At 38.3% G+C, this 14562-nt stretch carries 15 protein-coding genes and 1 other annotated feature; all 15 genes read left to right on the forward strand.

What is annotated here, in order from left to right; all coding sequences use genetic code 11:
- The first annotated feature begins 141 nt into the window (after window positions 1-141).
- The 15 genes from HMPREF3106_RS02635 (at window position 142) to HMPREF3106_RS02705 (ending at window position 14366) form a co-directional block, all read left to right on the forward strand.
- On the forward strand, window positions 142-1632 hold the full coding sequence (locus tag HMPREF3106_RS02635; RefSeq protein WP_049555331.1) for a nicotinate phosphoribosyltransferase: 1491 nt from the start codon (window positions 142-144) through the stop codon (window positions 1630-1632).
- A gap of 10 nt (window positions 1633-1642) precedes the next feature.
- A complete protein-coding gene (gene nadE, locus HMPREF3106_RS02640; protein WP_049555330.1) occupies window positions 1643-2470 on the forward strand; it encodes an ammonia-dependent NAD(+) synthetase in 828 nt (275 codons plus the stop codon).
- Window positions 2471-2807: 337 nt separating this feature from the next.
- Window positions 2808-3293: an NUDIX hydrolase gene (locus tag HMPREF3106_RS02645; protein ID WP_070444296.1), complete on the forward strand. Its 486-nt coding sequence runs from the start codon at window positions 2808-2810 to the stop codon at window positions 3291-3293.
- A gap of 109 nt (window positions 3294-3402) precedes the next feature.
- Entirely contained in the window at window positions 3403-4110 is a 708-nt protein-coding gene (locus HMPREF3106_RS02650) for a glucosamine-6-phosphate deaminase (protein WP_049555328.1), read from the forward strand.
- Between the two features lie 218 nt (window positions 4111-4328).
- Complete coding sequence (locus HMPREF3106_RS02655; protein WP_049555327.1) at window positions 4329-5063, forward strand: metal ABC transporter ATP-binding protein; 735 nt, start codon at window positions 4329-4331, stop codon at window positions 5061-5063.
- On the forward strand, window positions 5056-5889 hold the full coding sequence (locus HMPREF3106_RS02660) for a metal ABC transporter permease (RefSeq protein ID WP_049555326.1): 834 nt from the start codon (window positions 5056-5058) through the stop codon (window positions 5887-5889). Before HMPREF3106_RS02655 ends, HMPREF3106_RS02660 begins: the two co-directional genes overlap by 8 nt.
- Window position 5890: 1 nt before the next feature.
- Window positions 5891-6829, forward strand: coding sequence for a metal ABC transporter substrate-binding lipoprotein (locus HMPREF3106_RS02665; RefSeq protein WP_148129399.1), 939 nt, complete (start codon window positions 5891-5893; stop codon window positions 6827-6829).
- Window positions 6830-6940: 111 nt separating this feature from the next.
- On the forward strand, window positions 6941-7339 hold the full coding sequence (locus HMPREF3106_RS02670; RefSeq protein ID WP_049555324.1) for a hypothetical protein: 399 nt from the start codon (window positions 6941-6943) through the stop codon (window positions 7337-7339).
- A 79-nt stretch (window positions 7340-7418) separates the two neighbouring features.
- Window positions 7419-7635, forward strand: a binding site (T-box leader).
- A gap of 44 nt (window positions 7636-7679) precedes the next feature.
- The gene (locus tag HMPREF3106_RS02675; RefSeq protein WP_070444298.1) at window positions 7680-8486 is read left to right on the forward strand and encodes a transporter substrate-binding domain-containing protein; all 807 of its coding nucleotides are present in this window, start codon (window positions 7680-7682) and stop codon (window positions 8484-8486) included.
- Between the two features lie 15 nt (window positions 8487-8501).
- Window positions 8502-9143: an amino acid ABC transporter permease gene (locus tag HMPREF3106_RS02680; RefSeq protein WP_070444300.1), complete on the forward strand. Its 642-nt coding sequence runs from the start codon at window positions 8502-8504 to the stop codon at window positions 9141-9143.
- Complete coding sequence (locus HMPREF3106_RS02685; RefSeq protein ID WP_070444302.1) at window positions 9136-9861, forward strand: amino acid ABC transporter ATP-binding protein; 726 nt, start codon at window positions 9136-9138, stop codon at window positions 9859-9861. Before HMPREF3106_RS02680 ends, HMPREF3106_RS02685 begins: the two co-directional genes overlap by 8 nt.
- A gap of 124 nt (window positions 9862-9985) precedes the next feature.
- The gene (locus tag HMPREF3106_RS02690; protein WP_070444304.1) at window positions 9986-10582 is read left to right on the forward strand and encodes a type IV toxin-antitoxin system AbiEi family antitoxin domain-containing protein; all 597 of its coding nucleotides are present in this window, start codon (window positions 9986-9988) and stop codon (window positions 10580-10582) included.
- On the forward strand, window positions 10579-11430 hold the full coding sequence (locus tag HMPREF3106_RS02695) for a nucleotidyl transferase AbiEii/AbiGii toxin family protein (RefSeq protein ID WP_070444306.1): 852 nt from the start codon (window positions 10579-10581) through the stop codon (window positions 11428-11430). The genes HMPREF3106_RS02690 and HMPREF3106_RS02695 overlap by 4 nt, the downstream gene beginning before the upstream one ends.
- 121 nt (window positions 11431-11551) lie before the next feature.
- A complete protein-coding gene (locus HMPREF3106_RS02700) occupies window positions 11552-13084 on the forward strand; it encodes a metal ABC transporter solute-binding protein, Zn/Mn family (RefSeq protein ID WP_070444308.1) in 1533 nt (510 codons plus the stop codon).
- A 439-nt stretch (window positions 13085-13523) separates the two neighbouring features.
- Entirely contained in the window at window positions 13524-14366 is an 843-nt protein-coding gene (locus HMPREF3106_RS02705; RefSeq protein WP_039849218.1) for an AraC family transcriptional regulator, read from the forward strand.
- Window positions 14367-14562: the final 196 nt, after the last annotated feature.

Consider the following 14562-nt stretch of genomic DNA (forward strand, 5'->3'; position numbering starts at 1 on the left):
TTTTTTTAGTGTCTACTTTAGAGGGAGCATATCAGTCTAACGAAGGACTTGCTTTTTTTCTTCAAGTCTCCATCCATGTACAATTGTCCAGAACTGGTGTAAAATAGAGAGGTAATTACAATAAAAAAGGGGTATCAATAGATGAACTCAGTTTATAAAGATGATAGTTTAACACTACATACAGACCTATACCAAATTAATATGATGAAAACGTATTGGGAAACCGGTGTGTCTGAGAAAAAAGCGATTTTCGAAGCATATTTCAGAAAGTTACCATTTGAAAATGGATATGCGATTTTCGCGGGACTAGAACGCATTGTCCACTTTATTGAACAATTACGTTTCTCAAAAACGGATATTGACTATTTACGTGGACTTGGACATTATCCAGAAGAATTCTTAACATACTTAGAAAACTTCGAATTCAAAGGAAGCATCCGCTCAGCAGTAGAAGGAGAACTCGTTTTCGCGAACGAACCATTGGTGCAAGTAGAAGGAACGCTTGCGGAATGCCAATTAATTGAAACAGCCTTATTAAATATCGTCAACTTCCAAACACTGATCGCAACAAAAGCGAGCCGTGTACGTATGGTTTCAGGAGACGATCCAGTATTAGAATTCGGAACTCGTCGTGCGCAAGAATTAGATGCGGCAATTTGGGGAACACGTGCAGCGTACATCGGTGGATGTGATGCGACAAGTAACGTTCGTGCCGGCAAGATGTTTGGCATTCCAGTTTCTGGAACACATGCCCACTCATTAGTACAAGCGTACCGTGATGACTACGAAGCGTTTAAAGCCTATGCTGAGAGTCACCGTGACTGCGTGTTCTTAGTGGATACGTATGATATCTTGAAATCTGGTGTTCCAAATGCCATCCGTGTAGCCAAAGAATTCGGTGACAAGATTAATTTCTTAGGCGTTCGTATCGACAGTGGTGACATGGCGTATATGTCGAAAAAAGTTCGTCAACAATTAGACGAAGCTGGATTTACAAAAGCGAAAATTTACGCGTCAAGCGACCTAGATGAAAAAACAATCCTTAACTTGAAGATGCAAGGTGCTAAAATTGACGTTTGGGGAATCGGAACTCGTTTAATTACAGCGTATGACCAACCAGCGCTTGGCTGTGTGTACAAGCTTGTAAGTATCGAAGACGAAAACGGCGTAATGGTAGATACAATGAAGATTTCAAACAACGCTGAAAAAGTATCTACACCTGGTAAGAAACAAGTATGGCGTATTACACGTAATTCAGACGGAAAATCTGAAGGGGACTACATTGCGCTATGGGATGAACGTCCAGATCAATTAGACGAACTCTTTATGTTCCACCCAGTCTACACTTATATCAATAAAACAGTGAAAGACTTTACTGCGCGTCCAATTTTACAACCGATTTTCAATAACGGAAAACGCGTGTATGAATTGCCAAAACTTCAAGAGATTAAAGCGTACAAAGACGAGCAAATCGAAGCGCTATGGGACGAATACAAACGTATCTTGAACCCAGAGCAATATCCAGTCGACCTCTCTCAAAAGACATACGACCAAAAATTGGCAAGTATTGCGGAAATCAGAGAAGAAGTGCGTATTAAATCAGAACAGTTGGCTAAAGAAAACGCAAAGTAAGGGGAACGTTATGAGACCATTACAACAAAAAATTATCGAAACGCTTCGTGTCAAACCAACCATCAATCCGGAAGAAGAGATTCGTAAAACCGTTGATTTCCTAAAGGCGTATCTTGCAAAGCATCCCTTCTTGAATGGGTATGTCCTTGGAATTAGCGGCGGACAAGACTCAACGCTTGCTGGAAAATTGGCACAAATGGCAATTGATGAATTAAACGAAGAACAAGACCAAAAAGTGTATCGCTTCTATGCCGTGCGCCTTCCTTACGGCGTGCAAGTAGATGAACAAGATGCCATGGACGCGATTGCCTTTATGAAGGCGACGGATGTGCTACGAGTAAACGTGAAGGATGCGGTAGATGCGTCTGAACGCAGTATTGAAGCCTTAGGAATGGAAATTTCAGACTTCAACAAAGGAAATATCAAGGCGCGTGAACGCATGGTTGCTCAATATGCAATTGCCGGCCAAACGGGTTGTGCTGTAATTGGGACAGACCACGCGGCAGAATCGGTGACCGGTTTCTATACGAAATTTGGGGACGGGGCTGCAGATATCACTCCGCTATGGCGTCTCAATAAACGTCAAGGCCGTGCGATGTTACAAGTGCTAGGGGCTCCAGAGCATTTATACTTGAAAGTTCCAACGGCAGACCTTGAAGAAGACCGCCCATCCCTTCCAGACGAAGTAGCACTTGGGGTGACTTACGAAGAGATTGATGATTATCTCGAAGGAAAAGACATCTACGAAAAAGCAGCAGAGACGATTGAAAATTGGTATCGAAAGACAGAACATAAACGTCACTTACCAATTACAATCTACGATGATTTTTGGAAATAAAAGTTAAAAGGCTATTCCTATCAGGCAACTGGTGGGATGGCTTTTTTGTTATTCCGAGTACACGCTCTATTGAATTTCAAATAAGGAGTGCTATAATGAAGGTAACAATAGTCGGTTAATAGTTTTCAATTTCATTGGAGGTGGTCTTTATGGACTTAGTATTACCAATGTTTCTGGGGACGTTTGCACTGATGGGAGTTGCTCTATATTTGTTCTACTGGATCATCCGATTAGCTGTAAAACATGGAGTAGAATCCCAACAAAGGAAGTCACATTAACGGCTTCAGAAAAAAGATATAGAGGTGGCGTGCCACCTCTATTTTCGTGGAGGAAGACAATGAAAGAAATGAACCATTTTGGCGTGTATGGTGTTTGTATTCGCGAGGGACGCATCCTTTGTATTCGTAAGACGCGTGGACCATACCGCGGAAGATTTGATTTGCCGGGAGGAACGCCGGAAGAAGGCGAGAGTCTGGTAGAAACATTGCGACGAGAAATGCTAGAGGAGACGGGGTTCCAAGTGTCTGCCATTCACCAAAATACGATTCGCGATGTATTTCTGACCGTTCCAGAGATTGCACGCGTGCATCATGAGTTTGTCTTGTTTACCATCGATATTGAAGAAAAGGGTGCTCAAACGGTAGAAGATTTCGTGACGAGCGCAGAGAAGAACGATTCGAAGGGGATTGTGTGGGTTCCACTTAAAGAAGTGAGCGTTGAAAATGCGTCTCCACTTGTAATCGAGGCTGCACGACCAACAGAGGCATTCGAGGCGAAACATTACGAACAATGGATGATGTATGACGAAGATTTTATGAACTAAAATGAATTTAGCTATTTAAAGACCTCTGAATTTTTGTTATAATATAGTTAAGCAGCTGTTCATGTTTTTAGTACCCTTTTTTGAAAGGGAATTCAGGGAGGTATTGTTAATGGAAGTTATTGTTGTTAAAACTCAAGAAGAAGGCGCATTAGCGGCTTTTGAGATTTTTAAACGCGCACACGGCGAAGGAGCGAAAGTGTTTGGACTAGCGACAGGCTCAAGTCCAATTGGATTATATGAATTACTTAGAAATAGCGATTTAGATTTTTCAGATCGTATCTCAGTGAACTTAGATGAATATGTTGGATTGGCACCAACGGACGAACATAGCTACGCTTATTTCATGAATGAATATCTTTTCAATGCGAAGCCATTTAAACATAGCTATTTACCAGATGGGATTGCAAAAGACGTAGATGCAGAAGTTGAACGTTATGAACGTGTTCTTCAAGAAAATCCAGTAGACTTGCAGTTATTAGGCATCGGAAGTAATGGACATATCGGATTCAACGAACCTGGTACACCATTCACTCAACGCACACATAAGGTTCATTTAACAGAATCAACCATTGAAGCGAACAAACGCTTCTTCGAAAAAGAAGAAGATGTACCACGCTACGCTTATTCAATGGGACTACAATCCATCATGGATGCAAAAGAAATCGTGTTAATTGCATTCGGACCTAAGAAAATCCATGCGATTAAAGGATTAGTGGAAGGTCCTATCACAGAGGAAGTTCCAGCAAGTATCTTACAAAAGCATCCAAAAGTTACAGTTATTTGTGATGAAGTAGCTGCAGCATTATTAACAAAATAAATATAAAGATGAGACGTCTTTCGGGTAACGGAAGGCGTCTTTTTTGTTTTCAAAAGGAGTGAAAATTAACATATTTGTTAATTAACAGTTATGTTAACGTCTAGTTTTCAAAAATTTTCTGAAAATTTTTTGGCAAACCTAAAAAACACTTGACGAAATTATTTTTTTAGGGTAACCTAATAAATGTAGAATCTACATAAAGTGAGGGGATGAATTCATTGATTACGATTAAAAATGTTGGAGTATCGTATGCGATGCAACCACATGTTTTAAAAGATTGTAATGCAACCATTGAAGGACCAACCATTACTGGGATTATTGGGCCCAATGGTGCAGGTAAATCAACATTATTAAAAGCAATATTAGGACTTATTCAATCATCAGGAGAAATTCTGATTGATGGAGAACCCACAAAAAAAGTATTACAGAAAATCGCCTATGTCGAACAAAAAAGCCACATTGACTTTACATTTCCAATCACCATTCGTGAGTGCGTTGCTTTAGGACGAACTGTTAAAAAGAAACCATTGCAACGTTTGACGAAAGAAGATTGGGAAAAAGTCGATGCAGCCATTGAAGAAGTTGGATTAACTGATTTAGCATCTCGCCAAATCGGCGCTCTTTCTGGTGGTCAATTCCAACGTGTACTATTAGCACGTTGCATGGTTCAAGAAGCACAATATATTTTCCTTGATGAACCATTTGTAGGGATTGATATGCTTAGTGAGAAAGTCATTATGACAATTCTCCGTAAATGGAAAGAGGAAGGGAAGACTATTTTAATGGTCAACCATGACTTATCGAAGGTGAAAGAATACTTTGACCATGTGATTCTTGTCAAACACGCGATTGTAGCCTCTGGAAAAACAGAAGACGTATTCATTAAGAAGTACTTAGATGATGTATACGGCGGAAGTGTTTATATTCCACAAGGAGGTGAGCAACATGCATAATTTCATTGAAGGGTTAATGGAATTCCATTTCCTACAAAATGCGCTTGTTTCAGCAGTCGTGATTGGTGCGGTTGCCGGAATTTTAGGATGCTTCATCATTCTAAGAGGGATGTCATTAATGGGGGACGCTATCTCTCACGCGGTATTACCGGGTGTAGCGTTGTCGTTTATTTTAGGCATTAACTTCTTTATTGGAGCCCTCGTGTTCGGGTTATTAGCATCGTTCCTTATTGCATTTGTGAATCAAAATAGTACTATCAAAGGCGATACTGCTATCGGGATTACCTTTAGTTCGTTTTTGGCATTGGGAGTTATTTTGATTAGTGTGGCGAAGAGTTCAACAGACTTATTCCATATTTTATTCGGGAATATTTTAGCCGTACAAGATATTGATTTACTCATTACATTGGTGGTGAGCGTGATTGTAGTCGTCGTTATTTTAGCGTATTTTAAAGAATTACAAGTAACGAGTTTTGATCCAGTCTTTGCTCAATCTTCAGGGATGAACGTACAATTTTACCACTACTTATTGATGTTCCTCTTGGCGCTTGTATCGATTACCGCGATGCAAAGTGTAGGGACAGTTATGATTGTGGCACTATTAATCACCCCTGCAGCAACAGCGTATTTATATTCAAATCGTCTGAAAACAATGCTGATTTTAGCCGCAACGTTTGGCTCATTGTCATCAGTGTTAGGATTGTATATTGGATATACGTTTAACATCGCTATTGGATCAACCATCGTATTAACAGCAGCAACACTTTTTGTCGTAAGTTTTATCGTTTCACCAAAACAAAGAGAAAGAAGGAAATCTCATGAATAGCATGAAGAAACTTTTAGTAGCCGCTCTTGTGGTATTAGGAATTGCAGGATGCGCTACAAGTAAAGATACAAGTAAAGATAATAGTTCAAAGGCAGATACTGAAAAAATCAATGTGGTGACAACCAACTCTATTATTTATGATATGACAAAAAATATCGCCGGCGATTTAGTAAACTTACATAGTATTGTTCCAGTAGGACAAGACCCACACGAGTATGAACCATTACCAGAAGATGTTCAAAAAGTTCAAAAAGCAGACTTGATTTTCTATAATGGAATCAACTTAGAAAACGGTGGGAATGCTTGGTTCACGAAGATGGTGAATAATGCCAAGAAAGAAGCCAATAAAGACTACTTTGCAGTGAGTGATGGCGTTGAAGTGATTTACTTAGAAGGCCAAAACGAAGCTGGAAAAGAAGACCCTCATGCATGGTTGAACATCGAAAACGGAGTTATTTATGCAAAGAACATCGCGAAACAATTAATCGCAAAAGATCCAAAGAACAAAGAAACATACGAAAAGAATCTAGCAGCTTATGTTGAAAAACTTGAAGCGTTAGATAAAGATGCTAAACAACGTATCGCGAAAATTCCTGAAGAAAAACGTTTAATCGTAACAAGTGAAGGCTGCTTCAAGTACTTCTCTAAAGCGTACGATATTAAATCAGCGTACATCTGGGAAATCAACACAGAAGAAGAAGGAACTCCAGAACAAATCACAAAATTGGTTCGTCAATTACGTGAATCAAAAGTTCCATCATTATTCGTTGAAAGTAGTGTAGATGATCGTCCAATGAAAACTGTATCTCAAGAAACAGGTAAACCAATTCACTCTACAATCTTTACAGACTCAATTGCCGAAGAAGGAAAAGATGGAGACAGCTACTACAGCATGATGAAATGGAACCTAGATAAAATCATTGAAGGTTTAAGCAAATAATCAAGAAGAGCTTCTTAGATTTCTATTCGATTTGTTGGATAGAATCTTGGGGCTCTTTTATTTTGGAAAATCAGATAAAAAATTCAAATAAAGAATGACGAGGTGAAGAAGATGAACAAATTTTTAAGAGTACTGTTTATAATACTATTGGTGGCGATGGGAGGCGCAATGATTTATCAAATTTTCTTTCCAGAGGTGATGGGAGCTCACTCGGGATACGGGGTTGCAGTTGGTTGGCAACGAGAAATTGGATTTTGGAATTTGGCGGTTTTAATCATTTTAGTCGCCGTTAATGTTAAGTATGATTGGTTTTACTTGAGAGTCGTTTTAGGAGCACTAATGGTAGGCGGATTAGGGATTGGTACGAATCATCTTCTTGCTTATTTGGAGGGAGCTACCTTTGTCGATCTCGTTGGGGCAATTGAAAATTATGTGCTTGTCATTGGTTGGATGATTGGGTGGAAATTGCAAGAAAAGGTTGAGACGAGTAGGGAGCATGAAAGAAAATAAAACCATATTTTAATGATTTTCTCATTTTTCGATTGACAATCCAAAAAAATAGGTCTAAAATACAAAACAACTTAAATACTTAAATTCATTGACAAAGAGAGTACAGAATTTTGGCGTCGAAAGCGAGATGAGGTAGAGTGGAAGCTCATCGGATTAGAAATTCTGGAAGCGCACTTTGTAGAAAAGATGGAGAAATTAGTATCCATCTTCGCAGGACATGCGTTATCAAGCAAAAGGATCGGGAAGCAATTCCCCGTCAAATTTAGAGTGGTACCACGACAGACATCGTCTCTTATGCGTTTAGCATAAGGGACGTTTTTATTTTATAAGGAGGTTTCAAATGAAGAAGATTATCGCAATGCTTATGTTACTAATAGGCTTACTGGCAGCATGTACCCAACAAACACCAACAGAAAATAGCACAGGATCGGCAGTGTTAGATAGAATTTATACGAAGAAGAAAATTGTTATCGGGACGACTGCTGACTATCCCCCTTTTGAATGGCATTATGTGAAAGATGGTAAAGATTCCGTAGTGGGAATTGATATCGATATTGCTAACGCTCTCGGGGAAGCTTTAGGAGTAGAAGTGGAAATTAGAGAAATGGAATTTAACTTTTTGATTGCAGCGATGAAAGCTGGAAAAGTAGATTTAGTTCTCGCTGGAATTACTCCTACTGAGGAGCGTAGTAAAGAAGTAGCGTTCTCTAATATTTACTATGATTCCCATATGGTCGCTGTTGTGAAGAAGACGGATGCGGATAAATATACAACAATCGATGCTTTCGATGGAGCAAATGTTGGAGCTCAAAAAGGAACTTCGCAAGAGGGAATCGTGAAGGATACATTAACGGGTGCCAATTTGACCTCTCAACCAAAGAATCCTACTTTGATTTTAGCACTTCAACAAGGAAAACTAGACGCCGTGATTATGGATAATATTGCGGCTGATGAATTTGTGAAAGCAAATAGTGACTTGACAGTGGCTTCTGTTGAGATTCCCAGTGAAGATGCGGGAACTGCGGCAGTCGCACAAAAAGGGAATGAAGTCTTCCTTAAAAAAGTTCAAGAGGTACTCGATGCATTGGAAGCCTCAGGGAAACTGAAAGAATCGATTATTCGCAATACGAATTTAATGTCTGAATAGAAAGAAGGAAAAAATATGGAATTAATCATCAAATATTGGCCTCTGTTTATAGAAGGGGCGACAACAACGATTTTGTTATCGTTTTTCTCAGTCGTAGTAGGGGTTGGCTGTGGGACTCTAATGGCTCTTGCTCGTTTGAGTTCTCATAAGGTTTTATCGAATGCTGCGAAAGTGTACATTGATATTATTCGTGGAACTCCTCTTTTGGTTCAACTGTACTTAGTCTATTTTGGACTAGCGACCGTTCTTGATTTAAATGATTTCTTATCTGGAGTCATCGCGGTATCTGTAAATACGACAGCTTATATAGCGGAGATTATTCGTAGTGGGATTCAATCAGTGGATAAAGGACAAATGGAAGCCGCTCGTTCGATGGGGATGCCGAAAGGAATGGCGATGCGCCAAATTATATTACCACAAGCGATGAAAAATATTTTGCCAGCCATCGGGAATGAATTTGCAACCTTAATTAAAGAAACCTCCATCGTCTCTTTAATCGGGATTCATGATTTAATGTACAGCTCGGATACGGTTCGTGGGGCAACCTTTACCGTATTTATTCCACTCTTAATGACGGCGTTCTTATACTTTGTCATGACAACGACGATAGCATTCTTTATGGACAAACTAGAAAGGAAGTTACAAGCCAGTGATTAGAACAGAAGAGATTAAAAAACAATACGGCGACAAGCAAGTCTTAAATGGGATTACAACTCATATCGAACAAGGAGAAGTGCTCGTAATTATCGGGCCTTCTGGGTCGGGAAAATCGACTTTCTTACGTTGCCTAAACTTATTAGAAGAGCCCACTAGCGGGAAGGTGTTCTTCAAAGATCAATGCATCAATGAAAAAGGGGTGGACCTTGATAGCGTACGCCAACACTTAGGAATGGTATTCCAGCATTTCAATTTATTCCCGCATTTAACCGTATTAGAAAATATCACGATTGGACCAATCCAACTGAAAAAAATCGACAAGGCGGTCGCAGAACAAAAAGCACATGAGCTTCTTGAGAAAATGGGCTTAGCCGATAAAGCAGATGTGTATCCGAACTCCTTATCTGGGGGACAAAAACAAAGAATCGCGATTGCACGTTCGCTTGCGATGGAACCAGATGTGCTCTTATTCGATGAGCCTACTTCAGCGCTAGACCCAGAGATGGTCGGTGAAGTACTCAACGTGATGAAGGAACTCGCAGCAGGCGGCATGACCATGGTTGTCGTAACGCACGAAATGGGATTTGCCCGTGAAGTAGGAACGCGTCTAATCTTCATGGACGGTGGTGTGATTGTAGAAGAAGGCCATCCAAAAGAGGTCCTAGAACATCCACAAATGGAACGGACACAATCGTTCTTATCGAAAGTATTAATCTAATAGAAGAGAAGTCTTATCTGCGATGATGTGGATAAGGCTTTTTTGTGGGTTGAAAAAAGGTAAACATTTTGCTAACATTATTACAACTTGTTAGTAAATTTTTTACGTTTTAGGAGATGAAAGAATGAATCCAAAGCAAAAAGAAATTCTGGAGTATTTAAAAAAGAATAATGGCATTCTATCATATCGTGAAGTAAAAGAAGCCGGGTTAAGCTACCGTACATATCGGAAAATGATTGAGCAACAGGTACTAGAACCTCTCGGAAATGGTTTGTATGGGATGGCAGATTGTTATATGGATGACTGGTATTTAGTACAATTAAGAAATCCAAAAGGCATATATGCACTTGATACGGCATTGTGGTTACATGGATTGTCTCTAACAGTGCCATTTGAGAAAACGATGATGTTTCCGTACGGAGTGAACACTTCGGTTATTAAACAATCACAAGAAGTGAAACCTGTTGTGACTCGAACAAATTTTGATGTGGGCATTGTAGAAATCGAACGTCAAAAAGGACAACGAATACGTATATATGAAATAGAAAGAACTTTAGTAGAGTGTTTACGTCCAGTATATAAAATGGATGTCCAATTGATTGCACAAGCGTTCAAAATATACTTCCAAAAGTACTCGGTAAACTATCAAAAATTGATGCATTATGCAAAGCTATTTAAAGTCACCGATAAAATTTATTCATATATCGAGGTGTTATCGTGAATTTCAAAAATGCTACTAGCTTTAAGAACAGAATAAAAAAGATTGCGCAGGAGAAGAATATTCCTGCGCAACAAGTTCAACAAAACTATTTAATAGAGGAAGTATTAAAACTGTTATCTAAAAGTCGTTATAAGAACTCATTTGTGATAAAGGGAGGATTTTTAATTGGTCAACTTTTAGGATTAGATAAAAGAACTACAATGGATTTAGATACCACTCTTAAAGGAAAAAAGTTAAGTGAACAGTCTTTGTTAGAAATCTTTTCCGAAATATTAGAGGAACAAGACGGCTTAGTGACTTTTACTTATAAAGTAGATTCTGTCGTTGCGATTCGAGCTGAGGATCAATACGGTGGATTTACACTAAAATTAGTAGCAACATATGAAACTTTAAAAGAGGTTGTTTATATAGATATAACAACGGGAGATAGTCTAACACCTAGCGAGATTAGCTATCGTTTCCCCTCACTGTTTAACGATGAGGAGTTATCGATACAAGCTTATAATATAGAAACAGTACTGGCCGAAAAAATAGAAACAGTAATTTCTAGAGCAGAGGCCTCTACTAGACCGCGTGATCGATACGATATTTATAATTTGTATCAATTAAGACAAAATGAATTGGATTTGGCAATTCTAAAAAGGGCAATACAGAATACTTTTGCAGCTAGAGAAAGTACAGAAATTTTGTTGAATTGGAGAGTTTCAATAAAAAAACTGAAAGAATCTGATTATCAAAAGGAAATGTGGAGAAGATACCAGAAAGGATTCCGATATGCCCGGGGATTAGCGTTTGAAGAACCAATCGAAACCATTGAAACGATTCTTACTCAGCTTTTTCATGACTAGTACATGATGCGTTCGTTTCACTCGAATCATTTTCAGAAAATAATCCTTGCAATGAATCTCGTGAGGTGCTACAATACAAAACGTAAGAATTACGATTTAAGAAAAGGGGACAGAAACTATCATGAAAAAAACGACCTTTATTGGATTTTTGATGTTGTTTTTACTTGTTGTGGCCGGATGCGCTACGAACAATTCAAACACTTCAAGTACTCAAACTAAACAAGGAAAACTAAAAATTTCAACAACGTTTTATCCAATCTATGACTTTACAAAAAATATTGTTGGGGATGAAGCAGACGTATCTCTAGTGATTGGAGCAGGGGTGGAACCTCATGATTACGAGCCTTCTGCCAAAGAAATTGCGAAAATGAGTGAAGCGGATGCCCTAGTTTATGACAGTGAATATATGGAAACATGGATTCCTACCGTATTAAAGACACTCTCTGATAGTAAAGTAAAACCAATTAGTGCAACAAAAGATATGGTATTACTACCAGGTGGAGAGGAAGAAGAACATGATCATGACCATTCGGAAGAAGGCCATAGTCATGAATATGATCCGCATGTGTGGTTATCTCCAGAACGCGCGATTAAAATGGTTCAAACTATTACAAAACAATTAGTCGAAGCTTTCCCAGATCGTAAAGAAGTATTTGAAAAGAATGCCAATGCGTATATTGAAAAATTAACAGCATTGCATAATGACTACACAAATGCATTTAAAGATGCGAAACAAAAGAATTTTGTGACACAACATACGGCGTTCCGTTATTTAGCATTAGATTACAATCTAAACCAAGTCGGAATTACAGGAATTTCGCCTGAAGCTGAACCAAGTGCTTCACGCCTTGCAGAATTAACAAAATATGTAAAAGAAAATGACATTAAAGTAATTTACTTCGAAGAGAATGCATCTGAGAAAATTGCGAAAACATTAGCCGATGAAACAGGTGTTGAGCTTGCGGTCTTAAATCCAATTGAGTCTCTTACGAAAGAGCAAATGGATAAAGGAGAAGACTATATTTCAGTAATGCGCGAAAATCTTACAGCATTGAAGAAAACAACAGATCAACCAGGAAAAGACATCCAACCTGAAAAAACAACAGATAACAAGACGGTTCATAATGGATACTTTGAAGATAGTGCCGTGAAAGATCGTACATTATCGGATTATGCAGGGGAATGGCAATCTGTCTATCCTTATTTAGTTGATGGAACTTTAGATCAAGTCTTTGATTATAAAGCAAAATTGAAAAAGACAATGACGAAAGAAGAATACAAAGACTACTATACTAAGGGATATAAATCAGATATCACGAATATCAATATCACTGATAAAACAATGGAATTCAAAAAAGAAGACGGAACAACGGTCAAAGCTGAATATAAATATGTAGGCTATAAGATTCTTACTTATAAAAAAGGAAATCGTGGAGTTCGTTTCTTATTTGAAGCAGTAACACCAGTGGAAGGTGCACCAAAATACGTTCAGTTTAGTGACCATAACATCGCTCCAGTAAAAGCTGAGCACTTCCACATCTTCATGGGAAATGAAAGCCAAGAAAAACTTTTAGAAGAAATGGATAACTGGCCAACATACTACCCAACAAAACTAAGCGGATTAGAAATCGCACAAGAAATGCTAGCTCATTAAAAATAGGATACGAAGAAAAGCGGTAAGAAACGAATCACTGGAGACAAACAACGTAAAGGACTCGGGACGAGTCGTGCAAAATCCTTCACAGTGTGAAGGATTTGGGTGTGGGCATTGCAATGAATGTTGAAATGTAATTATATAAGACATTACGATATTATGTTCTAGCAGAATAATCTCGTAATTTCGAGAGCATCTTGTTCAACTACAGGATTCACGGGTGAGTGGTCGCACCCAGCTTAACTTCATCAAAACCAAAAGGGATTCGCATGTCGAATCCCTTTTGGTTTATACAGACGGTCTACTATTTTCCTGCTCAATGATTTAGTATAATATGATTGAAAATAATAGAAGTAACAAATCCAGTGATAGTTTGTACAAAAAATATAGGGTATGTTTAAAAAGAAAGGTTTAGAATAATGTTGAAGGAGGAATGAAGATGAATATGATGCATTCTTTTAATCGAACCATTGATTATCTTGAGACCGTTCTAGAAGAAGATATTGATGAAAAGAGAATTTTAACCTTATCGGGATACTCTTATCCAATGTTTAGCCGGCTATTTTCAATCCTAACGCAGACCACGCTCTCTGATTATCTTAGAAGTAGGAGATTAACAGAAGCTGCGATTGTGTTACGAGATTCTAATGAAAAAATTATAGATATTGCATTTAGATTTGGTTATGAAACTTCAGACTCATTTGGAGCGGCATTCAAAAATTTTCATGGATTTTCTCCTTCAGAAGTACGACATGGGAAACCATTCAAAATTGTTTCACGATTGCAATTGGCATTGAGTGTCAAAGGAGGAAGAAGTATGAATATCAAAATAGAAAACAAAAAAGCCTTTACGGTGGCAGGTCTGAATAAACAAAACATCAATTCGTCGCTTTGCCCAAGTGTATGGGGAGAGTTCTATTCAAGATACTCTCATGAACAATTAGCTAAGATTGGAACTGGAGAGAGTGTAGGGATGTGTCATGATGTTCAAGATCCAAGCGAGATTAATTATTTAGCGGGATATGTGATTACAGATTCAAAAAAAGCAGAGGAGCTTGGTCTCGACATTATTGAGGTTCCAGAAGCAGAGTATGCGATTATTGAACTAACAGGTCCGGTTCCAGAGTGTATTCATCAAGGATGGAAATACGCAATGGAGGTCTTTATGCCAGAGCACGGTTATATGCATTCAGGAGCTCCGGACTTTGAATATTATTATGAAGGAGATATGGCGAGTCCTGATTATAAAATGGAATTGTGGATTCCGATTGTAAGAGCTTAAAATGAATAAAAAGAAAAATCAAAATTAACTTTTAAGTTAATTTTGATTTTTTTATTTTCTATAAAATTATCATATATGATAATTGGGCTCTTTATCTCCCCTAATAAATATCTGCCAAAATAGCAATCTTAAGCTAAATAAAACTTCTAAAAAAATCTGTTTTTTTCAGGTCCTTTCGGTTGACTATTACTAAACT

The organism is Granulicatella sp. HMSC31F03 (assembly GCF_001807725.1).
Taxonomy (GTDB): Bacteria; Bacillota; Bacilli; order Lactobacillales; family Aerococcaceae; genus Granulicatella; species Granulicatella adiacens.